This is a genomic window from Pontibacter locisalis, from assembly GCF_042684605.1.
In the GTDB taxonomy this organism is placed as follows: Bacteria; Bacteroidota; Bacteroidia; order Cytophagales; family Hymenobacteraceae; genus Pontibacter; species Pontibacter locisalis.
Window position 1 is genome coordinate 21,874 of the sequence record NZ_JBHULU010000004.1, and the last position, 21,662, is coordinate 43,535.

Sequence of the window (21,662 nt, forward strand, 5' to 3'; positions counted from 1 at the left end):
CTAGAATCTAAAGTGTGAGAACGCTTTGTTTGCTTCGGCCATTCTATGTGTATCGTCTTTTTTCTTAACGGCAGCACCTTCGCCTTTAGCAGCTGCGATTATCTCACCAGCTAATCTGTCTTTCATTGTTTTCTCACCGCGTTTGCGGGAGTAGGAAATCATCCATTTGATTCCTAGAGATACTCTGCGTTCTGGACGAACCTCAGTCGGCACTTGGAATGTAGCTCCCCCTACTCTACGGCTTTTAACCTCGACACTTGGCATGATGTTATTCAGTGCCTTCTTCCAGGTCTCCAGTCCGTTTTCTTTTGTTCTTTGCTCTACTAGATCTACAGCATCATAGAAGATTCCGTAAGCAACACTTTTTTTGCCATCTACCATCATGTAGTTTACAAAACGTGTTACTAACGTCTCTTTGTATTTAGGATCTGGAAGGAGAATTCTACTTTTAGGCTTTGCTTTTCTCATTGTATTATAACTCTATGAATTACTTTTTCTTACCACCTTTACCTGCAGCAGCTGGAGCCTGACCTGGTTTTGGTCTCTTAGCACCATACTTCGAACGGCTTTGCAGACGTCCGCTTACACCCGCAGTATCCAGTGCACCACGTACAATGTGGTAACGTACTCCTGGAAGGTCTTTCACTCTACCTCCTCTGATTAGCACAATTGAGTGCTCCTGAAGGTTGTGTCCTTCACCTGGAATATAGGCGTTTACTTCTTTTCCGTTTGTGAGTCTTACCCTCGCCACTTTACGCATAGCCGAGTTTGGCTTCTTTGGCGTAGTTGTATATACTCTAGTACAAACACCACGACGCTGTGGGCATGAATCTAAGGCAGGAGATTTTGACTTTGATGTTAATTTCTCTCTTCCTTTTCTTACTAATTGCTGTATAGTAGGCATTTACAATCTGTTAATTATAGATTTTTCCACTCTAAAAATTGGTCTGCAAAGGTATGAAAATCACTTCGCAATTTCAAAATTTTAATTCATTAATTATTAGCACCTTAGGCTTCACCTACTGTTCCTCCGAAGTTCATTGGAAAAGAAGGAGCATCCTGAGATTGCTTAATATCGCCAAAACTAGCTTCAAACTTATTTATGTTATCCGCCAGAGCAGCCAAAAGTCTTTTGGCATGCTCTGGGGTTATAACAATTCTTGATTTAACTTTTGCTTTTGGCAAACCTGGCATCAATCTTATAAAGTCAATCACAAATTCACTGCTAGAATGTGCTATCATCGCCAAATTTGCATACTCACCTTCAGCAACTTCTTCTGACAACTCTATGTTTATTTGGTTTTGCTTTTGCAGATCTTCAGCCATTTTTTATCTGTTTTGTAATTCCTGTTGTTTTGTTTTTGAAGTTGCCTTTTTAGACTCCACAAGTGAGTCGTACTCTTCCTGGTTTCCAACAATCATCTTCTGGTATTCTCTTAAACCTGTACCTGCTGGTATCAGATGACCTACGATAACGTTTTCTTTCAGGCCTAGTAACTCATCAGCTTTACCTTTGATTGCTGCTTCGCTCAGTACCTTTGTTGTTTCCTGGAACGATGCCGCAGAAATAAAGCTTTGCGTACCTAATGAAGCCTGCGTAATACCTTGCAGCGTTGGTCTGGAAACTGACGGCTGTGCATCGCGCACAGTAACTAGTTTCATATCCCTACGCTTCAGGCTTGAATTTTCGTCACGCAGCCTTCTTGCTGTCACAATCTGTCCTGGCTTCAGGTTTGTAGAATCTCCAGCATCTTCAACAACTTTCATGTCGATTATTCTGTCGTTCTCTTCCATGAAATTCAACTTGTCCACAACCTGGTGCTCTAAGAAGCTTGTATCGCCTGCATCTACTACAACTACTTTCTGCATCATTTGGCGAACGACAACTTCGATGTGTTTATCATTGATCTTCACACCCTGCAGACGGTATACTTCCTGTATCTCATTTACCAGGTACTCTTGCACAGCTCCCGGACCTTGTATGTTCAGGATGTCTGTTGGTGTGATAGCACCATCTGATAATGGCATACCTGCACGAACAAAGTCATTATCCTGCACAAGGATGTGCTTTGAAAGCGGCACCATATATTTCTTCTTCACTCCGTCTTTTGACTCAATGAAGATTTCACGGTTACCTCGCTTCACGCTACCATAGGTTACAACACCATCTATTTCAGATACTACTGCTGGGTTAGATGGATTACGTGCCTCGAATAGTTCCGTCACACGTGGAAGACCACCTGTAATATCCCTTGTTTTACCGATTGCACGAGGAATCTTGGCAAGAATTTGTCCTGCTTTGATTTTCTCACCGTTTTCTACTACCAGGTGGGCACCTACCGGAATGTTATAACCTTTCGGTTCGCCATTCTTAGGATTTACAATGATAGCCGGGTTCTGCGTTTTGTCTTTAGTATCAACAATTACCTTCTCTCGGTATCCTGTCTGCTCATCCGACTCTTCGCGGTAAGTTACACCTTCAATTATCGACTCATAGCTAATATCACCATCGAATTCCGAAAGGATAACTGCATTATAAGGATCCCAGTTACAAAGCTTATCTCCTTTTTCTACTGTCTGTCCTTCGTTAACTGTGATGAATGAACCATATGGCACGTGGTTACTGATGAACAGTTTACCCGTGTTCGGATCAACAATTTTAACTTCACCCGAACGACCCATTACAACTTTTACAGGTTCACCCTCATTGTTCACTGTATCGATTGTTCGGACATCTTCGAACTCTATCTTTCCAGCAAACTTTGCAAGTATTGTTGCATCTACTGCAATGTTAGACGCAGTACCACCTACGTGGAACGTACGAAGTGTCAGCTGCGTACCTGGTTCACCAATCGACTGTGCTGCAATAACACCAACAGCTTCACCTTTTTGCACCATGAAACCGGTTGCAAGGTTACGTCCGTAGCATTTCGCACAGATACCTCTCTTAGACTCACAGGTTAATACTGAACGTATCTCCACTGCTTCAATTGAAGTATTCTCTATCAGTCGGGCAACTTCTTCTGTGATTTCATCGCCTGACTCAACGATTAGCTCATTTGATATTGGATCATATACATCATGTACTGTTACACGTCCTAAGATTCGCTCTGATAGAGTTTCTACAATGTCTTCATTGTCTTTCAGCGCACTTACTTCCAGACCCCTTAATGTACCGCAGTCTTCCTCATTCACAATCACATCCTGTGATACGTCTACCAGACGACGGGTCAGGTAACCAGCATCCGCAGTTTTAAGCGCTGTATCGGCTAGACCTTTACGAGCACCGTGCGTTGAGATGAAGTACTCAATTACATCCAGACCTTCCTTGAAGTTAGATAGGATTGGGTTCTCAATAATTTCACCAACTGAACCTTGTAGCGATTTCTGAGGCTTAGCCATCAGACCTCTCATACCACCCAACTGGCGGATCTGCTCTCTAGAACCACGGGCTCCAGAGTGCATCATCATGAAGATTGAGTTAAAGCCCTGATCATCATTTTCCAGACGACGCATTAACGTTTCAGTAATCTGATTGTTGATACGAGTCCAGATATCAATTACCTGGTTGTAACGCTCATTGTCTGTGATCAGACCCATTGAATAGTTCTGCCATACAGCATCTACTTCTCTCTTTGCCTGCTCAACTAATGCATCTTTTTCAGCAGGTATATTTATATCTCCAAGACCCATTGACAGACCACCTTTGTAGGCTGACTGGAATCCTAGTGTTTTGATATCATCAAGGAAGTGTGCTGTACGAGCCATTCCTGTCTCTTTAAACACTCTTGAGATAATCTGCTGAAGTTTTTTCTTTGTTAATAGTTCGTCAACGAAACCTACTTCCTCTGGTACGAACTGGTTGAAGATAACGCGTCCGGCTACTGTCTCGATGAGTTTCATCTCCAGTTCACCTTTCTCGTTCTTTACCTTAGTTCTTACTTTGATATAAGCCTGCTTTGACAGACGACCTTCGTTGATAGCAATGATTACTTCCTCCGCAGAGTAGAAGCTCATTCCTTCTCCTTTTATGTTCTCGTTTTCTGTGCTACGCTTTCCTTTTGATACATAGTATAAACCAAGTACCATGTCCTGAGAAGGTACCGCAATTGGGGCACCATTGGCAGGGTTAAGAATATTATGTGAAGCCAACATAAGCATCGAAGCCTCCAGAACAGCAGCAGGTCCAAGTGGAACGTGCACTGCCATCTGGTCACCGTCAAAGTCGGCGTTGAATGCAGTACACACCAGTGGGTGTAGCTGAATTGCCTTACCTTCGATCAGTTTTGGCTGGAATGCCTGAATACCTAATCTGTGTAGCGTAGGAGCACGGTTTAGGAGTACCGGATGGCCCTTCAGCACGTTCTCCAGGATATCCCATACTACAGGATCCTTACGATCTACTATTTTCTTAGCTGACTTTACAGTCTTTACTATTCCTCTTTCAATCAGCTTACGGATGATGAACGGCTTGAAAAGTTCAGCTGCCATATTTTTTGGCAAACCGCACTCATGCAGCTTCAGTTCTGGACCAACCACAATTACCGAACGGCCAGAGTAGTCAACACGCTTACCAAGCAAGTTCTGACGGAAACGTCCTTGCTTACCTTTCAGCATGTCTGATAGTGACTTTAGTGCACGGTTACCTTCTGCACGAACAGCGTTCACTTTACGTGAGTTGTCGAACAGAGAATCTACAGCTTCCTGCAACATTCGCTTCTCATTACGAAGGATTACCTCCGGAGCTTTGATCTCGATAAGACGCTTCAGACGGTTGTTACGGATAATAACACGTCTGTACAGATCATTCAAGTCAGAAGTAGCAAAACGGCCACCATCCAAAGGAACTAGTGGTCGAAGCTCTGGTGGAATAACAGGCACCATGCGGATTATCATCCATTCTGGCCTGTTCTCTATTCTTGTTGTTGCATCACGGAATGCCTCTACAACACGCAGACGCTTTAAAGCTTCAGCTTTACGTTGCTGAGATGTTTCGTGAGCAGCAGCGTGACGAAGTTCATATGAAAGATCATCTAAATTCGTTCGCTCTAAAAGCATTTGCAATGCCTCAGCACCCATTTTCGCGATGAACTTGTTCGGATCATTGTTATCCAACATCTGGTTCTCACGAGGGAGCTTGTCAATCATATCCAGATACTCGTCTTCTGTCAGGAAGTCGAGCGTGTTTACGCTGTCTTCTGCCAGTATACCTGGTTGAATAACTACATATCTCTCATAGTAGATAATCTGATCAAGCTTCTTTGTTGGTAAGCCTAACAGATAACCTATTTTGTTCGGAAGTGATTTGAAGTACCAGATATGAGCTACAGGAACTACCAGTTCAATGTGGCCCATACGCTCACGGCGTACTTTCTTTTCAGTTACCTCTACACCGCAACGGTCGCAGATGATACCTTTATATCTGATTCTCTTATACTTTCCGCAGTGGCATTCCCAGTCCTTTACAGGTCCGAATATTCTTTCGCAGAATAAACCACCCATTTCAGGCTTATAGGTTCTATAGTTTATTGTCTCAGGCTTTACTACCTCTCCGTTTGAACGCTCCAGAATGGATTCTGGAGAAGCTAAGCTTATCGTTACTTTTGAGAAGTCCTGAGTTAGCTTTTTATTTTTTGCAAATGCCATATTATTATAATAATGTCAATACAATGAATATGCCTTACAGCTATTTCTTATAAAGTGAGCTAAGCGCCTTGGTCTATACCTCAGCGCTTAGCTTTTACTTTACTATTCTAATGTTATTTCCAGTGCCAGGCCTCTTAATTCATGAATCAATACATTGAATGATTCAGGTATATTTGGCTTAGGCAGCACGTCGCCCTTCACAATTGCCTCGTAGGCTTTTGCACGGCCGATTACATCGTCTGATTTTACTGTAAGTATTTCCTGCAACACGTTTGATGCACCAAATGCCTCAAGCGCCCACACCTCCATTTCACCGAAACGCTGACCACCGAATTGTGCTTTACCACCAAGTGGCTGCTGCGTGATCAGTGAGTATGGTCCGATTGAACGTGCGTGCATTTTATCATCTACCAAGTGACCTAGCTTCAGCATGTAAATCACACCTACTGTTACAGGCTGGTCGAATCTATCTCCGCTTAATCCATCGTACAGATATGAACGTCCAAACTTAGGAAGTCCTGCTTCAGCCAATTCTGCCGACACCTGCTCTTCTGTAGCTCCGTCGAATATTGGCGTTGCATATGTTCTGCCTAATTTCAGGCCAGCCCATCCTAATACTGTCTCATAAATCTGCCCGATGTTCATTCGGGAAGGTACACCAAGAGGGTTCAATACGATATCCATTGGAGTTCCGTCTTCTAAGAACGGCATGTCTTCCTCACGAACGATTCTTGCTACTACACCTTTGTTACCATGGCGACCGGCCATCTTATCACCTACTTTAAGTTTACGCTTTTTAGCGATGTAAACTTTTGCAAGCTGCACGATTCCAGCTGGTAACTCATCTCCCACTTCTAACGTGAATCGCTCACGCTTAAAGTGTGCAGATACGATGTTTCTACGCTTATTATAGTTCTTCACAAGCTCAACAAGCATTTTATTAGCCTTGTCGTCGCTTGTCCAGTTCTCCAGAATTAGGTCTTTAAACATGTTTACCTCCTCCGGAACCGCGTAGTTACTCTCGTCCTTGTATGGGTTCTTTTCAGGGAACAGGGCTTCAATGATGTTCTTTCTTGTGAACTTAACTCCTTTAGAAAGAATGTCATCGCCGAACTTGTGCTTGATACCCTGTGAAGTTTTACCCTCAAGCAAAGCTACCAGCTTATCTACCATCACATTTTTGATAGCAGTCAGTTCTTTACCATACTTAACTTTTAGCTCTTCAACCTCTTTCTTAGACTTAGCACGAAGGTTTTTATCTTTCTTAGGTCTTGAGAACAGTTTTGTATCAATTACGACACCGTTCAATGATGGGGGTGCTTTAAGCGAAGCATCCTTCACATCACCAGCCTTATCACCGAAGATAGCACGAAGTAGTTTCTCCTCTGGCGTTGGATCAGTCTCACCTTTTGGTGTAATCTTACCAATCAGGATATCTCCTTCTTTTACTTCAGCACCTAAACGGATTATACCGTTTTCATCCAGGTTACGAACTGCCTCTTCGCTTACGTTCGGGATTTCAGAAGTAAGTTCTTCCTCACCACGCTTCGTTTCACGTACTTCCAGCTCGAACTCTTCGATGTGAATAGAAGTGAACACGTCATCACGTACTACTTTCTCGGATATAACAATAGCATCCTCAAAGTTATACCCTTGCCATGGCATGAAAGCTACCTGCAGGTTTCTTCCTAGTGCAAGCTCCCCATTATTTGTAGCATAACCTTCGCATAATGGCTGACCTTTTGTAACTCGCTCCCCTGTCCGCACTATTGGCGTCAGGTTGATACATGTATCCTGGTTGGTTCTTCTGAACTTGATCAAATCATATGTCACGTATTCTGCATCAAATGAAACTAATTTTTCATCCTCAGACAGGTCATACTTAACTACGATTTTTGTTGCATCTACAAAATCAATTTCACCATCACCTTCTGCGACAACAAGTGCTCTTGAGTCAATAGCTGCTCTTCTTTCCAAACCTGTACCTACTATTGGAGCCTGTGGCTTTAGAAGTGGTACCGCCTGACGCTGCATGTTTGAACCCATCAGGGCACGGTTAGCATCGTCATGCTCAAGGAAAGGAATCATGGAAGCCGCCACCGATACGATCTGGTTAGGAGCAACGTCCATGTATGTATAAGTATTAGGCTCCTCTACAGGGAAGTCTCCCTCAAAACGTCCTTTTACTCTTTCGTTTATGAAATTACCTTGATCATCAATCAGAGCATTAGCCTGCGCGATGTGGTGGGTATCTTCTTCTTCAGCAGTCAGATATTCTACAGAACCATCTACCTGTACTTTACCTTCGATCACCTTTCTGTAAGGAGTTTCGATAAAGCCCATGTGGTTCACTCTTGCGTGTACACAAAGAGATGAGATAAGACCAATGTTTGGTCCTTCAGGAGTCTCAATTGTACATAAACGACCGTAGTGGGTATAGTGAACGTCACGAACCTCGAAACCTGCACGCTCTCTGGAAAGACCTCCTGGTCCAAGAGCAGATACACGACGCTTATGCGTCACTTCTGCTAACGGGTTTGTCTGGTCCATGAACTGAGAAAGCTGGTTTGTTCCGAAGAACGAGTTTATCACTGAAGACAAAGTACGCGCGTTGATCAAATCAACAGGCTTGAAGTCTTCATTATCTCGCACGTTCATTCGCTCTTTGATGGTACGTGCCATACGGGCTAGACCAACGCCAAATTGTGCGTATAGCTGCTCACCTACCGTTCTAACACGGCGGTTGCTCAGGTGGTCAATATCATCAACAACAGCTTTTGAGTTTATCAGTCCAATCAGGTATTTCACGATCAAGACGATATCCTCATTAGTCAGTACTTTAGCATCCCAATTAGTGTCAAGACCTAGCTTCTTGTTGATTCTGTATCTACCAACTTCACCTAGATCATAACGCTTGTCAGAGAAAAACAACTTCTGAATAATGTCACGAGCTGTTTCCTCATCTGGTGCTTCTGTATTTCTTAACTGACGGTAGATCTGCTCAACAGCTTCTTTCTCAGAGTTTGAGTTATCCTTCTGAAGCGTATTGTAAATAATTGCATAATCTGCAATATTCACATTTTCACGGTGCAGAATGATTGACTGAACACCAGAGTCAAGAATAACATCGATATCTTCCTGAGTAACTTCTGAGTCACGCTCTAAAAGCACTTCATTTCTATCAATAGAAACTACCTCTCCAGTATCCTCATCTACAAAGTCTTCTGTCCAGGTTCTTAAAACACGTGCAGCTAATCTTCTGCCTACTGAGTTTTTAAGATTGGTTTTATTTGCAGGAACCTCTTCTGACAATCCAAACAGGTCCAAAATATCCTTATCCGTTCCGTATCCTATCGCTCTAAGAAGAGTTGTAACAGGAAACTTCTTTTTACGGTCTATATATGCATACATTACGTTATTTACGTCTGTAGCAAATTCAACCCAAGATCCTTTGAAAGGAATAATTCTGGCAGAATATAGTTTGGTACCGTTTGTATGCTTGCTTTGAGCAAAGAACACACCCGGTGACCTGTGTAACTGAGAAACAATCACACGCTCTGCTCCATTAATAACAAAAGAGCCTTTTTCTGTCATATAAGGAATGTTTCCTAAGAAAACTTCCTGCTCAATTGTTTCAAAATCTTCATTATCCTCATCATTGCAGATAAGACGAAGTTTTGCTTTTAGCGGAACTGAGTATGTAAGGCCTCTATCGATACTTTCATCAACAGAATACTTTGGAGGATCTATATGATAGTCGATAAACTCCAGTACAAAGTTCTCGCGTGAATCTGAAATAGGGAAGTTCTCGGCAAATACCTTAAACAAACCCTCCTGTGCTCTATTTTCAGCTGGAGTTTCCAACTGAAAGAAGTCCTGGAATGACTGTACCTGCACATCTAAGAAGTCAGGATAATCTATTACAGGCTTAATAGAAGCAAAATTGATTCGATTTGTCGTTTTATTCTTAGCCAAAGCCTTGAAGTTTTACGTTTACAATCACTTACAAGCACACAGAGTCCAAAACAGCTGTGGGCAAAAAAGGATTCAAAATATGAATCCGTATACAAACAGGAAAAGACCTGACTAATATGCCAGGTCTACCTGTTGTCGGTATGTTGATAAAGTGAGATTATTTAACCTCCACTTCAGCACCAGCTTCTTCCAAAGATTTTTTCAGTGAATCTGCTTCGTCTTTAGCAACACCTTCTTTAAGAGGTTTTGGAGCGCCGTCAACTAGTTCTTTAGCCTCTTTCAGACCAAGACCAGTAAGCTCTTTCACAAGCTTAACTACTGCTAGTTTCTGAGCACCAGCTGACTTAAGGATTACGTCAAAAGACGTTTTCTCTTCTGCAGCAGCACCACCTTCAGCACCAGCGCCACCAGCCATCATAACTGGAGCAGCAGCAGCAGGCTCGATGCCATACTCATCCTTAAGAATAGTAGCTAGTTCGTTAACTTCTTTAACAGTTAAGTTTACTAACTGCTCAGCGAATGCTTTCAAATCTGCCATTTTTTATTGAAATTAAAAGTTACTTATTGATTACGTTTTTAGAAATTATTCTTTTTCAGATAAAGTTTTCAGGATACCGGCTAACTTACCGCCACTGCTTTGAAGCGCTGAAACAACGTTCTTAGCTGGAGACTGTAATAAACCAATGATATCACCGATAAGTTCGTTCTTAGACTTGATCTCAGACAGTGTTTTCAACTGCTCCTCACCAATGTAAAGACCGCTATCAATGAAGGCACCCTTAAGAAGTGGAAGCGTATTTCCCTTCTTTCTGAAGTCCTGTATTAGTTTTGCAGGGGCATTGCCTGACTCAGCAGAGAACAGGATACCGGAAGCGCCTTTCAAAACTCCTTCAAGCTCAGTAGTGTCAGCCTCTAATGTATCTAAGGCTTTCTTGATCAATTTGTTCTTATATACCTTGTACTCGATGCCTCTTTCAAAGGCCATTCTCCTGAATGCGTTGATACCAGCAACCGTCATAGTTGAAGCATCTGTAATATAGAAGTAGTTTGTGTTCGCTAACTTCTCGCTCAGGTCCTGTACAATTATTTCTTTTTCTTCCCTGGTCATGTTCTTAGATAGTTGCGTTCTTGTCAACGATTACGGCCGGGCTCATTGTGCTAGACAATGTTATGCTCTTGATGTATGTACCCTTTGCTGAAGAAGGCTTCAAACGGTTTAGTGTTTGAATTACTTCCGCTGCGTTTGCAGCAAGCTGCTCTGCAGAGAAAGACACCTTTCCTACGCTTGTATGAATGATACCAAATTTATCAACTTTAAAGTCGATTTTACCGGCCTTTACTTCTTTTACTGCTTTTGCTACGTCTTGTGTAACTGTTCCTGACTTTGGATTCGGCATCAGGTTACGAGGACCTAATATTCTACCCAAACGACCAACTTTGGCCATTACAGCAGGCATCGTGATGATTACATCTACATCAGTCCATCCCTTTTCGATTTTCTGAATATAATCATCTAGACCTACGAAATCAGCACCAGCATCTTTCGCTTCCTGCTCTTTATCAGGCGTAACCAGTGCAAGCACTTTTACTTCTTTACCTGTTCCGTGAGGAAGTGTAACAATACCACGCACCATTTGGTCTGCCTTACGAGGGTCTACACCAAGACGAACATCGATATCAACAGAGGCATCAAATTTAGTGAAGGTGATATCCTTTACTACTGAAGCGGCATCTGCTAAAGAATATTCTTTTGTCAAGTCAGCTTTTTCCAAAGCTGCTTTTCTATTTTTTGAAATCTTCGCCATTATCCTTTAACTGTAATTATTCGTTCCACGGAGCTTTACCTGATACAGTGATACCCATGCTTCTAGCTGTTCCTGCTACTTGTTTCATAGCTGATTCCAGTTTGAAAGCATTTAAATCGGGCATTTTTGTCTCAGCAATCTCTCTTACCTGATCCCATGTAACTGAACCTACTTTGTTACGGTTTGGCTCTTTAGAACCTCCCTTTAGTTTAGCAGCATCCATTAACAATACTGGAGCAGGTGGAGTTTTCACCACAAAGTCGAAGGACTTGTCTGCATAGATTGTAATCAATACTGGTAACACTTGACCAGGCTTATCCTGAGTTCTAGCATTAAACTGCTTACAGAACTCCATGATATTAAGACCTTTAGAACCAAGTGCAGGTCCAACCGGTGGCGATGGATTCGCGGCACCTCCCTTTATCTGAAGTTTCAGATAACCTTTTATTTCCTTTGCCATTATTTGTATTTACTACGATTCTTTTTCCACTTGCATGTAGTTCAACTCAACTGGTGTGTTTCTTCCGAAGATCTTCACCATCACATTGAGTTTCTTACGCTCTTCAAATACTTCCTCAACAGTTCCAGAGAAGCCACTAAATGGCCCGTCCATCACTTTTACAGTTTCACCAACTATAAATGGAGTATCCAGCACTTCTGCTTGCTCCTCCGCCTCATCAACAGTTCCTAAGATTCTGTTTATTTCTGATTGACGAAGTGGCACCGGCTTCTTGTTTGCAGAAGCATCATTCGCCCCAAGGAAGCCTATAACCCCCGGAGTACTTATTATTATGTGTTCTGCCTCTCCATGAGACAGATCCGCATGAACCAATACATATCCTGGAAAGAAATTGCGCTCCCGAATCCTCTTTTTACCTCCGCGCATTTCATATACCTTTTCAGCAGGTATCAACACTTGTGGAACATACTCCTCAAGGTTTTGCCTTAAGATCTCATTTTCAAGGTAAGCCTTTGCTTTCTTTTCCTGCCCACTTACAGCGCGCACTACATACCACTTTAAATCAGCCATAGGTTTCTTTAAAACTGGTTATAGAACCACGTCAGGCCTGAATCAAAAACAAAATCCATAGCACCAACTATCAAAGCAAAAATAAGAGAACCTATTAGCACTAATACAGAGCTATTCTGCAATTCAGAGTAAGAGGGCCAGGAGACTTTATCTCTCATTTCCTCAACTGTTTCACTTACGTAGTTTCTTACCTTGCTCATTTCTTCGCTTTCCAGATAGTTTTTAATTGCACGGGTGGAGAGACTCGAACTCCCAGCCAATGGTTTTGGAGACCACTACTCTACCAATTGAGCTACACCCGTAAAAAAATGCACGCCATTTTTATCAAATGGAGTGCAAATTTATATAATATTTTTATGAAAACAAACCCGTTCTTAAAAAACTTATCAAGAACGGGCTTGTAACATATTTTTAGTCAAGGATTTCAGTTACCTGACCAGCACCTACTGTTCTACCACCCTCACGGATAGCGAAACGTAGACCTTTCTCCATTGCAACAGCGTTGATCAACTTCACTTCGATAGTGATGTTATCACCTGGCATTACCATTTCTACACCTTCTGGAAGAATGATCTCACCAGTTACGTCTGTCGTTCTGAAGTAGAACTGTGGACGGTATTTGTTAAAGAATGGTGTGTGACGACCACCTTCTTCTTTAGAAAGAACGTAAACCTCAGCTTTGAAGTGTGTGTGAGGCTTTACAGAACCTGGCTTACAGATAACCATACCACGACGGATATCAGTTTTCTCTATACCACGAAGAAGTAGACCTACGTTGTCACCAGCTTCACCTCTGTCAAGGATCTTACGGAACATCTCAACACCAGTAACTGTAGACTTCAAGTTCTCAGCACCCATACCTAAAATGTCCACTTGCTCACCAGAGTTGATTACACCACGCTCAATACGACCTGTAGCAACAGTACCACGGCCTGTGATTGAGAATACGTCCTCAACTGGCATCAAGAATGGAAGGTCAGTCAGACGAGCTGGAATTGGAATCCAGTTGTCAACAGCATCCATTAGATCTTCAATAGTTTTTACCCACTTATCGTCGCCATTCAGGCCACCTAGAGCTGAACCCTGGATTACTGGAATGTTATCGCCATCGAAATCGTAGAAAGAAAGTAGCTCACGGATTTCCATCTCAACAAGCTCAAGAAGCTCTGGATCGTCAACCATGTCAACTTTGTTCATGAAAACTACTAGCTGAGGTACACCTACCTGACGAGCAAGAAGGATGTGCTCACGAGTTTGTGGCATTGGACCATCTGTAGCAGCAACTACAAGGATAGCACCGTCCATCTGAGCAGCACCAGTAACCATGTTCTTCACGTAGTCAGCGTGACCTGGGCAGTCAACGTGAGCATAGTGACGGCTTTCTGTAGCGTATTCTACGTGAGAAGTATTGATAGTAATACCTCTTTCTTTTTCTTCAGGAGCATTGTCAATTGAAGAGAAGTCACGAAGCGAAGCAAGACCTTTCTTAGCCAACACAGTAGTGATAGCAGCTGTAAGAGTAGTCTTACCGTGGTCAACGTGACCAATAGTACCGATATTTACGTGCGGTTTGGAACGGTCAAATGTTTCTTTAGCCATTGTATGATATTAAATTAAGGTTAAAACGTTTAAGTTTCTGTCGCGCTTTTAATTACACGTAACGGACTTAGAGCCAACGATGGGAATTGAACCCACGACCCCTTCCTTACCAAGGAAGTACTCTACCCCTGAGCTACGTCGGCTGAAAACTTTCCGAAGCGCCTAAATCTCAACTTACAATAAAAAGGAAATCCATCAAGATGAAATCCCTTCCAATTAAAGCCCGTAAGTTAAAATTAATCTCTTCTTTAAAAATGAGCGGGAGACGAGGGTCGAACTCGCGGCCTATAGCTTGGAAGGCTATCGCTCTACCAACTGAGCTACTCCCGCTTTAATTACCAAAAGCCTTTCCGGCATAATACTCTGTGGGGAGAGCAGGATTCGAACCTGCGAAGTCGTAAGACAACGGAGTTACAGTCCGTCCCATTTGGCCGCTCTGGAATCTCCCCATACGCTAATTTCACACTAAATCAGCAAAACTTTCTCCTTCAACCGAAGCGCTTCAGAAGCGTTCTTCGTTCTAAGGAGATGCAAAATTAAGCGCTTTTTCTTCTCTGTCAAATATTCTTGCAAAAAAAGTTCACTTTTTTCTGTTCCTGCATCCTGTTGGTTTTAGTTATACATCTCCAACAGACGCTTATCTCTTTCATTCTCTTTCACTTCCTGCAAAATTTGCTGAACCTCCGGCCGGTCAGACATCACCATCAATGCTTGATAAGCAGACCCTCTTACGTAATACACTGGACTGTTCTGTGCTATGTCTGCTAATAAAGCTATCGCTTCCGGTGTATTTTTCTCTGGATTGGACGCAAGATAAGCTCCAAAACTTTGGAGCACATAATACAAAGTTCCTCCCCTCACCTCTCCTATCTTCTTCATGAACCAATCATACTTCGCCGGCCCTCCCTGTAGCGCATAGTACGTCGAAAGAGCTAACACGACATCTTCACTCTTTTCTTTATCAAACATCTCAAGCTTCGCCATTGTATCTGAGGCTCCCGTACCTGCATATCCTAACAAACCGGCAGCGGCCACCATATAGGAGCTATCCTGCATCGCCTGTTCATATAAGCTTTTATACTTGCTGCCGCCCCAATTTGCAAGCGCAAGCACTGCATCCGCACGCACAGCTCCTCTTTTATCCTCACGCGCTAGGCGCAGAATTTCTCCCTCTACACCAGCAGCCTTACCTGGCTCTAAACTACTTAGCGTATTAATGGCTGCACTTCTTACTCTCCAGTAATCATCACGCAGAGCTTGTTCTAAAGCATTTATAACATCTGCATCAGAAATCTGCTTCTCTCCAAGTTCCTCGATAGCTTTAAGTTTTAATCCTGCATGCCTAGCACTGTTGATTTGAAAAATCAGCTCTTGCTTCGTCTTTTCCTGATCTACAGTCCCCAGAAGTTGCTGTTCAGGGTCCAATAGAACTAAGTCTGGCTGGGAGGCGACGGGAAACGAAAAGGTTTGCTCGGCTTTGTCAACAACAACTGGATGTTCAACTTTTTTTCCATTTGTCCAAACAGCTACTTTTAGGGGCAGACGATACACCGGCATATAAGTTGTGTCCTGTTGTTGAGTTACTTGTAAATTCAGTTGCCCGTTCTCATAACTGTGCTGCACTTTTAGTTCCGGGTGGCCGGGCTTCATGAACCACTGGTCAAAAAACCACATTAAGTCCTGGCCGGTTACATCTTCAAAGGCCATTCTTAGTTCGGCCACCTCTACTGCAGAAAATTTATTTTGGGTGAGGTAACGGTTTAAAGATGCCCACCATGCTTCATCGCCTACCATTGTGCGTAGCATGTGCAGAACCCTTCCTCCCTTTGCATAGGAATGACTGTCAAACATATCTTCCCGATCTTCATAGTAGTACCTGATCAGAGGTTCTCTTTTTGTCTGAGCTTCTTCCAGGTATTGACTCAGCTCATCTAACTGCAGATAAGCTGCCTCATCAGCGCCATATTTATGCTCTGCCCACAAATACTCTGAATAGTTTGCGAAAGCCTCATTTAATGGCAGGTTTGCCCATGATTCTGTGGTAACATAATCGCCGAACCACTGGTGAAACAGCTCGTGCGCTATAATTCCGTCCCAGTTCTTATCCAGCAACTCCCGCTCATTCATTTGCAAGTCCTCCATAAAGGTAGAGGCTGATGTATTCTCCATGGCTCCTGACACGAAATCACGAACTACCACCTGAGCATACTTAGACCAAGGATAAACCATTCCCAGTTTCTTAGAGAAGAACTCCATCATTTCGGGTGTATTCCCAAACACCTTTTTAGCCGTTCCTTTGTAAGCTGGCTCTACATAATAATTTATTTCTTTATCTCTCCATTTATCCTTTACCACGGCAAAGTCACCAATAGCCAGCATTGTCAGGTAAGGAGCATGAGGCAGGTCCTGTTTCCAATAGTCTGTTTTGGTGCCATCGGCATTTTGCCGGGAGTACATAAAGGTACCATTGGATAGAGTGGTAAACTGTGGATCTACTGTAATGTAGATATCCTGTGTCATGCGCTCATTGGGCGCATCTATTGTCGGAAACCAGGCAGAACTTGCCTCCGTCTCCCCTTGTGTCCAGATCTGCTTCGGTTTATTAGGGTCCTTACCTAACGGATTTATGAAATAAAGTCCTTTATCCTGCGTGATTGCATCGCTGCCTGATGCCTTTAATTCGTTAGGCTTTGCCGTATAATCAACCTCAATTACATATTCTTCGGTGCGGGAATATGTCTTATCAAGCTCGATAATAATTTTTTGCCCATCATACTTATATGAAAGAGGAGTAGCATCATATCCCTTCATCAGACTTACACTATGTATATCCATCCCTTTTGCATCCAGGGCAAGGGTATTCTGAGGATAGAAATACGGTTTTAAAGTAAGCTCTGCCAAACCATTCAGATATTGCTTCTCCCAATCGAAACTAACGCGTAGTTTGGTATGTATAAGATCGTGCTCTAAGGTGCGGGACGGGTTAAAAGCATGCTTTTTAGGTGCCCAGGCAGGAACTGTATCAGTAACCTGCACGGATTGCTTGCTTGTTGCTACTTTTAAAGTTTTGCTGTCAGTTGCCGTCTTGCCAGTATTACAAGCTGCCATAAACGACAGGGAAACTGCCATACCAACTACACTCAAAAACCTATGATTCATGATGGAATATTTTAATTTTGAAGTCAAGTTCTAAAAATACTGTGAGAAATCAATTATCTTTAAGCTCTAAACCACATATACAAGATGCTCCAGATAAAAACCGCTAACGACAAAACATGGCAGGTTGATATTCAAAAAGAAACCATAATTCTGAACGGAACACCTTTTAATTGGGACATCCAACCCATCAGCTCCAACACTTTTCATATTATAAAGGACAACAAATCTTTCACTGCAGAACTGGTGCAGGCTGATTATCAGTCTAAAACCTTTACTTTTAAGATCAATGGTGTAAAGCAAACAGTAAGCGTGAAAGACCGTTTCGATATATTGCTTGACCAACTTGGCATGAGTGATGCCAATACACAGAAAGTAAATGATGTGAAGGCCCCTATGCCAGGACTTATACTTGAAATAAAAGTACAACCAGGTCAGGAAGTGAAGAAAGGAGACCCTATTCTTATTCTGGAGGCAATGAAAATGGAAAACATTCTGAAGTCGCCTGGAGATGGAGTTGTGAAAGAGATAAAAGTTCAGGCCCGCCAGAACGTAGAAAAGAATCAGGTTTTGATTTTATTCTAATTATTTTGTGTTGCCAGATGGGCTGCACGTGTCTGCCCTCAGAAACCATAGACAAAACTCAGAACATTTAAAGTATAGATCGTGAAGTATAAGAGAATATTACTGAAGCTTAGCGGTGAGGCGCTGATGGGAGAACAGCAGTATGGTATCGATTCTAACCGATTGATCCAGTATGCTAAGGAAATTAAAGAAGTTGCTGGCTTAGGCGTAGAGGTAGCTGTAGTAATTGGAGGAGGCAACATATTTAGAGGCGTGCAGGCTGAGCAAGTGGGCCTGGACCGAGTACAGGGCGATTACATGGGTATGCTGGCTACAGTAATTAACAGTATGGCTTTACAGAGCGCCCTGGAGAAGATCGGAGTGTATACACGCTTACTTTCAGGCCTTAATATTCAGCAGGTTTGTGAGCCCTACATTCGCCGCCGGGCTGTTCGCCACCTGGAGAAAGGCCGGGTAGTAATCTTTGGAGCAGGCACCGGTAATCCATACTTTACAACAGACTCTGCAGCATCACTACGCGCTATTGAAATTGAGGCGGATGTAGTTTTGAAGGGAACCCGTGTGGATGGTATTTACTCTGCAGACCCTGAAAAAGACCCTAATGCGGTTTTTTACAGAAATATTTCCTTCAAAGACGTATTTGAGAAAGGTCTAAATGTGATGGACATGACTGCCTTTACGCTTTGTAAAGAGAATGGTCTGTCTATTATCGTTTTTGATATGAATACCCCTGGCAACCTGAAACGCCTCGTACAGGGCGAGGAGATTGGCACACTAGTATCCATGGATGACCTCGCAGAAACGTTAAAGGATACTGTAAATGAATTACAGGCATCAGACATTCCAAACAAAACTGACAAAAATTAGTATTTTTGTAGTTAAACAATTTGTATTGTTTCAACAGAACTTTTATAAGCAATTATTGATATGACGGAAGAAATTCAGTTTTACCTCAGTGAAGCAGAGGAGTCTATGGACAAAGCGGTGCAACATACCAGTTCAGAACTTACTAAAATTCGTGCTGGCAAAGCCTCTCCTGCCATGGTAGAAGGTTTGCGCGTTGATTACTATGGCACCCCAACTCCTGTTTCTCAGGTTGCCAATATCACAGCTCCTGATGCTCGCACACTGCTTATTAAGCCTTGGGAAAAAAACATGCTGGGTGAGATCAACAAAGCTATTAAGAACAGTGACTTAGGCTTAAACCCTCAGCAGGAAGCTGATGCAGTTCGACTCAATATACCGGCTTTGACAGAAGAACGTCGTCGTGAACTGGTAAAGCAGGTAAAAAACGAGACTGAGAATGGTAAAATAAGCATCCGTAACGTGCGCAAGGATGTAAATGATAGTCTTAGAAAACTTCAGAAAGAGGGAACTTCGGAGGATGCTGTACGTGACGCGGAAGCTAAAGTGCAGAAGCTAACTGATTCTTATATCGTAAAAGTTGATGAACTGCTTGCTAAGAAAGAAGCAGAAATTATGACAATTTAAATAACTAAAAGAATTCGAACTGAGAATATCTTTGTTCATCATAATAAGAAGAGCCCCGCAGAATGTGCGGGGCTCTTCTTATTATGGGACTTTATCAATTGTCATTTGGCAATAAGACTCTTACTGATATAGTTTATGTACAGCTATGTATTCTGCAACCTCATCTGGCACTAAATACTTTATACTCTTCTCTTCCTGAATACATTTCCGAATAAATGTAGCTGAAATATCAAGCACAGGAGCCTTTACAAAGGTTATGTTAGGTATTTCAGTAACTTCTGTGGTAACAGATCCTGACCGGGGGTACACATAAACCTTATGGTAAGCCAATATACTTTCGTAGTTTTTCCACTTCGGGAACAGAGGCAGGTTATCTTCTCCCATTATCAGCACAAATTCATAGCTAGGGTATTTCTCCTGCAGATACGTAAGTGTATCTATAGTATAGCTAGGCCGGGGCATACTGAACTCAATATTAGATACACCTAAGTTAGGGTTATCTGCAATTGCCAGTGATACCATATGTAACCGGTCAAACTCATGCAGTAAAGTTTTACTTGGCTTAAACGGGTTCTGAGGCGACACTACCAGCCACACGGTATCAAGATCGGTGTTGGTAGCCATAAAATTGGCAAGTATGAGGTGCCCGATGTGAATTGGATTAAAGGAGCCAAACAGCAGGCCTACTTTCATACAATAGCTGGCTCTGTATTTAGAAACTCTTTTACCAGTTTCTCCGCCTCTGCACAGGCTTTATTAAGATCATCGTTCACGATCACTTTATCGAACTGATCTTCAAATCCCATTTCAAATTTTGCTTTGAACACGCGGCTGGAAATACTGGAAGCAGAATCGGTGTTGCGTGCAGTTAATCTTTTAGCAAGTTCATCTACAGATGGCGGCTTTACAAAAACAGCAAGAGCTCTGTTCTTGTAGAAATGCTTGATACTCAATCCTCCCTTCACATCTACATCAAGAATCACATGCTTCCCACTTTTCCAGATGCGCTCAATTTCAGATTTAAGCGTACCATAGAAGGCTCCTTCGTACACTTCTTCCCACTCCACAAACTCATCGTTTGCTATTTTTTTCTTGAAATCTTCCGGCGTTATAAAGTAGTAGTCTTTGCCGTTTTCTTCAGTGCGGCCGCGCTTATCGCGTGTGCAGGCTGAAATAGAAAAGCTCAGGTTTGGGTTTACGCTGAGCAGGTGCTTTACAATGGTGGTTTTACCGGCACCGGATGGAGCCGAGAAGATGATGATCTTGCCTTGCATTAGGGGTTATAAAGTTTCTTGAATCTTCGCTCGAATAGAAAATGCCAGGCTTTCTGGCACAATCACGCGCTTGAGATGGCCGCTAACGATCCCTTTTAAAAGCTTATGCTTCTGATGGCTTTCGAAACAATTTACGCACTCCTCAATGTGAGTGTTAAAAAATTTCTGCTCCTCGGAGGTTGCTTCACCATCAATAACAAGGTCTAGCATATCTGATACCTTGCCACAATCTGTGTCGTGACCTTCCTCAGATGTTTTCTGATACACTTCTGTAAATTTCGATTCCATCTTTACTCAAACTCTTAAAATCTCTAACTGTTATAACCCATGCTTTTTGCATACTTTTCCAACTTCTCCTTCAAAGAGTTTCGGGCGCGGTGCAATCTGGAGCGTACGGTACCAATCGGGATGTCCAGTATTTTGGCCATTTCCTCATAGGTAAATCCTTCCAAATCACAAAGTATAATTACCGTCCTAAAGTCGACAGGCAAAGCATTCAAAGCACTGGCTACTTCATCTCCTATCAGATCCTGCACACTTTCTGTGCGCATATCAGTGGTAGAAGCCACTCCGCTTTCACCTTCTACATCTTCGGAATTGTAATATCCCTCAACTTCGCTGTAGTCTACCTTAGCAGGTTGTTTGCTCTTTTTCCGAAACTCGTTTATGAATGAGTTCTTCAGGATTCGGAACAGCCATGCTTTTGCATTAGTTCCTTGCTCGAAGTAGTCAAAAAAACGGTAGGCTTTCAGATACGTCTCCTGCACCAGGTCATTGGCGTCGTCTTCGTCTAAGGTGAGCCTGTAGGCAAAGTTGTACAGAGGGTCCAGCACGGGCAAAAGTTCTGCCTCAAACCGTGCATCTTTCTCCTCCTTACTTAGCTGTTTACCTGTTTGCTCGCTCATCTACTTGGATTTTGTACTTTTGTGAAGTCCTCAATCGCGTATTATACGCAAATATAGAAATTTTAATTACATACAGCTGTAGACAGTTTAGGGTTGCAAAGCGGCCCCTCTATCTCATCTGTACATTTTTCAGATATCTTCAATTATACTTATCACAGCCACATTTAGTTAAGCCAAATATGAGTTTGTGGCAGGC

General features: G+C 42.6%; 20 protein-coding genes and 4 tRNA genes. 3 read left to right on the top strand and 21 right to left on the bottom strand.

All coding sequences use genetic code 11. The annotated features are described in order from the left end of the window. From rpsG to ACFSRY_RS03270, 17 genes are all read right to left on the bottom strand, one after another. The gene (gene rpsG / locus ACFSRY_RS03190; protein ID WP_377503320.1) at positions 1–468 is read right to left on the bottom strand and encodes a 30S ribosomal protein S7; all 468 of its coding nucleotides are present in this window, start codon (positions 466–468) and stop codon (positions 1–3) included. A gap of 19 nt (positions 469–487) precedes the next feature. After that, positions 488–904 carry a 30S ribosomal protein S12 gene (rpsL, locus tag ACFSRY_RS03195; protein ID WP_219875622.1) on the bottom strand — a complete coding sequence of 139 codons (417 nt, stop codon included), beginning with the start codon at positions 902–904 and terminating at the stop codon, positions 488–490. Positions 905–1,008: 104 nt separating this feature from the next. Then, positions 1,009–1,326 (bottom strand): DUF3467 domain-containing protein, encoded by a 318-nt coding sequence (locus ACFSRY_RS03200; protein WP_377503321.1) that lies wholly within the window; start codon positions 1,324–1,326, stop codon positions 1,009–1,011. A gap of 3 nt (positions 1,327–1,329) precedes the next feature. Further along, the gene (gene rpoC, locus ACFSRY_RS03205) at positions 1,330–5,646 is read right to left on the bottom strand and encodes a DNA-directed RNA polymerase subunit beta' (protein ID WP_377503322.1); all 4,317 of its coding nucleotides are present in this window, start codon (positions 5,644–5,646) and stop codon (positions 1,330–1,332) included. A 102-nt stretch (positions 5,647–5,748) separates the two neighbouring features. After that, positions 5,749–9,621 carry a DNA-directed RNA polymerase subunit beta gene (rpoB, locus tag ACFSRY_RS03210; protein WP_377503323.1) on the bottom strand — a complete coding sequence of 1,291 codons (3,873 nt, stop codon included), beginning with the start codon at positions 9,619–9,621 and terminating at the stop codon, positions 5,749–5,751. Between the two features lie 157 nt (positions 9,622–9,778). Then, positions 9,779–10,159, bottom strand: a complete 381-nt coding sequence (gene rplL / locus ACFSRY_RS03215; RefSeq protein ID WP_377503324.1) for a 50S ribosomal protein L7/L12 — start codon at positions 10,157–10,159, stop codon at positions 9,779–9,781. A 45-nt stretch (positions 10,160–10,204) separates the two neighbouring features. Beyond that, a complete protein-coding gene (gene rplJ, locus ACFSRY_RS03220; protein WP_377503325.1) occupies positions 10,205–10,729 on the bottom strand; it encodes a 50S ribosomal protein L10 in 525 nt (174 codons plus the stop codon). A 4-nt stretch (positions 10,730–10,733) separates the two neighbouring features. Continuing rightward, entirely contained in the window at positions 10,734–11,426 is a 693-nt protein-coding gene (gene rplA / locus ACFSRY_RS03225) for a 50S ribosomal protein L1 (protein WP_377503326.1), read from the bottom strand. Positions 11,427–11,442: 16 nt separating this feature from the next. Then, a complete protein-coding gene (gene rplK, locus ACFSRY_RS03230; protein WP_377503327.1) occupies positions 11,443–11,886 on the bottom strand; it encodes a 50S ribosomal protein L11 in 444 nt (147 codons plus the stop codon). A gap of 12 nt (positions 11,887–11,898) precedes the next feature. Continuing rightward, on the bottom strand, positions 11,899–12,456 hold the full coding sequence (nusG, locus tag ACFSRY_RS03235) for a transcription termination/antitermination protein NusG (protein WP_377503328.1): 558 nt from the start codon (positions 12,454–12,456) through the stop codon (positions 11,899–11,901). An 8-nt stretch (positions 12,457–12,464) separates the two neighbouring features. Next, complete coding sequence (gene secE / locus ACFSRY_RS03240) at positions 12,465–12,656, bottom strand: preprotein translocase subunit SecE (protein WP_377503329.1); 192 nt, start codon at positions 12,654–12,656, stop codon at positions 12,465–12,467. 29 nt (positions 12,657–12,685) lie between these two features. Then, a tRNA-Trp gene (locus ACFSRY_RS03245) sits at positions 12,686–12,758 on the bottom strand. A gap of 109 nt (positions 12,759–12,867) precedes the next feature. Next, a complete protein-coding gene (tuf, locus tag ACFSRY_RS03250) occupies positions 12,868–14,055 on the bottom strand; it encodes an elongation factor Tu (RefSeq protein WP_377503330.1) in 1,188 nt (395 codons plus the stop codon). Between the two features lie 71 nt (positions 14,056–14,126). Next, a tRNA-Thr gene (locus ACFSRY_RS03255) sits at positions 14,127–14,198 on the bottom strand. 114 nt (positions 14,199–14,312) lie between these two features. After that, positions 14,313–14,385: transfer RNA gene (locus ACFSRY_RS03260), tRNA-Gly, on the bottom strand. Between the two features lie 36 nt (positions 14,386–14,421). Further along, a tRNA-Tyr gene (locus tag ACFSRY_RS03265) sits at positions 14,422–14,504 on the bottom strand. Positions 14,505–14,667: 163 nt separating this feature from the next. Then, complete coding sequence (locus ACFSRY_RS03270; RefSeq protein WP_377503331.1) at positions 14,668–17,214, bottom strand: M1 family metallopeptidase; 2,547 nt, start codon at positions 17,212–17,214, stop codon at positions 14,668–14,670. Positions 17,215–17,298: 84 nt separating this feature from the next. Here ACFSRY_RS03270 and ACFSRY_RS03275 point away from each other — a divergent pair, with 84 nt between their 5' ends. The 3 genes from ACFSRY_RS03275 to frr all read left to right on the top strand — a co-directional run bounded on the left by ACFSRY_RS03275 (position 17,299) and on the right by frr (position 19,287). After that, a complete protein-coding gene (locus ACFSRY_RS03275; RefSeq protein WP_377503332.1) occupies positions 17,299–17,796 on the top strand; it encodes an acetyl-CoA carboxylase biotin carboxyl carrier protein subunit in 498 nt (165 codons plus the stop codon). A gap of 81 nt (positions 17,797–17,877) precedes the next feature. Beyond that, positions 17,878–18,663: a UMP kinase gene (pyrH, locus tag ACFSRY_RS03280; protein ID WP_377503333.1), complete on the top strand. Its 786-nt coding sequence runs from the start codon at positions 17,878–17,880 to the stop codon at positions 18,661–18,663. A gap of 60 nt (positions 18,664–18,723) precedes the next feature. Further along, positions 18,724–19,287 (top strand): ribosome recycling factor, encoded by a 564-nt coding sequence (frr, locus tag ACFSRY_RS03285; RefSeq protein ID WP_377503334.1) that lies wholly within the window; start codon positions 18,724–18,726, stop codon positions 19,285–19,287. 120 nt (positions 19,288–19,407) lie between these two features. Here frr and nadD read toward each other — a convergent pair whose 3' ends face one another. From nadD to ACFSRY_RS03305, 4 genes are read right to left on the bottom strand one after another with little or no spacing between them, the layout of a single operon-like run. Further along, positions 19,408–19,980 (bottom strand): nicotinate (nicotinamide) nucleotide adenylyltransferase, encoded by a 573-nt coding sequence (gene nadD, locus ACFSRY_RS03290; RefSeq protein ID WP_377503335.1) that lies wholly within the window; start codon positions 19,978–19,980, stop codon positions 19,408–19,410. Continuing rightward, positions 19,977–20,561 (bottom strand): guanylate kinase, encoded by a 585-nt coding sequence (gene gmk, locus ACFSRY_RS03295; RefSeq protein WP_377503336.1) that lies wholly within the window; start codon positions 20,559–20,561, stop codon positions 19,977–19,979. Before gmk ends, nadD begins: the two co-directional genes overlap by 4 nt. A gap of 6 nt (positions 20,562–20,567) precedes the next feature. Beyond that, complete coding sequence (locus ACFSRY_RS03300) at positions 20,568–20,849, bottom strand: zf-HC2 domain-containing protein (RefSeq protein ID WP_377503337.1); 282 nt, start codon at positions 20,847–20,849, stop codon at positions 20,568–20,570. A 23-nt stretch (positions 20,850–20,872) separates the two neighbouring features. Next, positions 20,873–21,466 carry a sigma-70 family RNA polymerase sigma factor gene (locus ACFSRY_RS03305; RefSeq protein WP_377503338.1) on the bottom strand — a complete coding sequence of 198 codons (594 nt, stop codon included), beginning with the start codon at positions 21,464–21,466 and terminating at the stop codon, positions 20,873–20,875. Positions 21,467–21,662: the final 196 nt, after the last annotated feature.

What these genes read in the sequence shown, in the direction of transcription:
- rpsG (WP_377503320.1), bottom strand. Translation starts at nt 468, where the DNA reads ATGAGAAAAGCAAAGCCTAAAAGTAGAATTCTCCTTCCAGATCCTAAA.
- rpsL (WP_219875622.1), bottom strand. Translation starts at nt 904, where the DNA reads ATGCCTACTATACAGCAATTAGTAAGAAAAGGAAGAGAGAAATTAACA.
- ACFSRY_RS03200 (WP_377503321.1), bottom strand. Translation starts at nt 1,326, where the DNA reads ATGGCTGAAGATCTGCAAAAGCAAAACCAAATAAACATAGAGTTGTCA.
- rpoC (WP_377503322.1), bottom strand. Translation starts at nt 5,646, where the DNA reads ATGGCATTTGCAAAAAATAAAAAGCTAACTCAGGACTTCTCAAAAGTA.
- rplL (WP_377503324.1), bottom strand. Translation starts at nt 10,159, where the DNA reads ATGGCAGATTTGAAAGCATTCGCTGAGCAGTTAGTAAACTTAACTGTT.
- rplJ (WP_377503325.1), bottom strand. Translation starts at nt 10,729, where the DNA reads ATGACCAGGGAAGAAAAAGAAATAATTGTACAGGACCTGAGCGAGAAG.
- rplA (WP_377503326.1), bottom strand. Translation starts at nt 11,426, where the DNA reads ATGGCGAAGATTTCAAAAAATAGAAAAGCAGCTTTGGAAAAAGCTGAC.
- rplK (WP_377503327.1), bottom strand. Translation starts at nt 11,886, where the DNA reads ATGGCAAAGGAAATAAAAGGTTATCTGAAACTTCAGATAAAGGGAGGT.
- nusG (WP_377503328.1), bottom strand. Translation starts at nt 12,456, where the DNA reads ATGGCTGATTTAAAGTGGTATGTAGTGCGCGCTGTAAGTGGGCAGGAA.
- secE (WP_377503329.1), bottom strand. Translation starts at nt 12,656, where the DNA reads ATGAGCAAGGTAAGAAACTACGTAAGTGAAACAGTTGAGGAAATGAGA.
- tuf (WP_377503330.1), bottom strand. Translation starts at nt 14,055, where the DNA reads ATGGCTAAAGAAACATTTGACCGTTCCAAACCGCACGTAAATATCGGT.
- ACFSRY_RS03270 (WP_377503331.1), bottom strand. Translation starts at nt 17,214, where the DNA reads ATGAATCATAGGTTTTTGAGTGTAGTTGGTATGGCAGTTTCCCTGTCG.
- ACFSRY_RS03275 (WP_377503332.1), top strand. Translation starts at nt 17,299, where the DNA reads ATGCTCCAGATAAAAACCGCTAACGACAAAACATGGCAGGTTGATATT.
- frr (WP_377503334.1), top strand. Translation starts at nt 18,724, where the DNA reads ATGACGGAAGAAATTCAGTTTTACCTCAGTGAAGCAGAGGAGTCTATG.
- nadD (WP_377503335.1), bottom strand. Translation starts at nt 19,980, where the DNA reads ATGAAAGTAGGCCTGCTGTTTGGCTCCTTTAATCCAATTCACATCGGG.
- gmk (WP_377503336.1), bottom strand. Translation starts at nt 20,561, where the DNA reads ATGCAAGGCAAGATCATCATCTTCTCGGCTCCATCCGGTGCCGGTAAA.
- ACFSRY_RS03300 (WP_377503337.1), bottom strand. Translation starts at nt 20,849, where the DNA reads ATGGAATCGAAATTTACAGAAGTGTATCAGAAAACATCTGAGGAAGGT.
- ACFSRY_RS03305 (WP_377503338.1), bottom strand. Translation starts at nt 21,466, where the DNA reads ATGAGCGAGCAAACAGGTAAACAGCTAAGTAAGGAGGAGAAAGATGCA.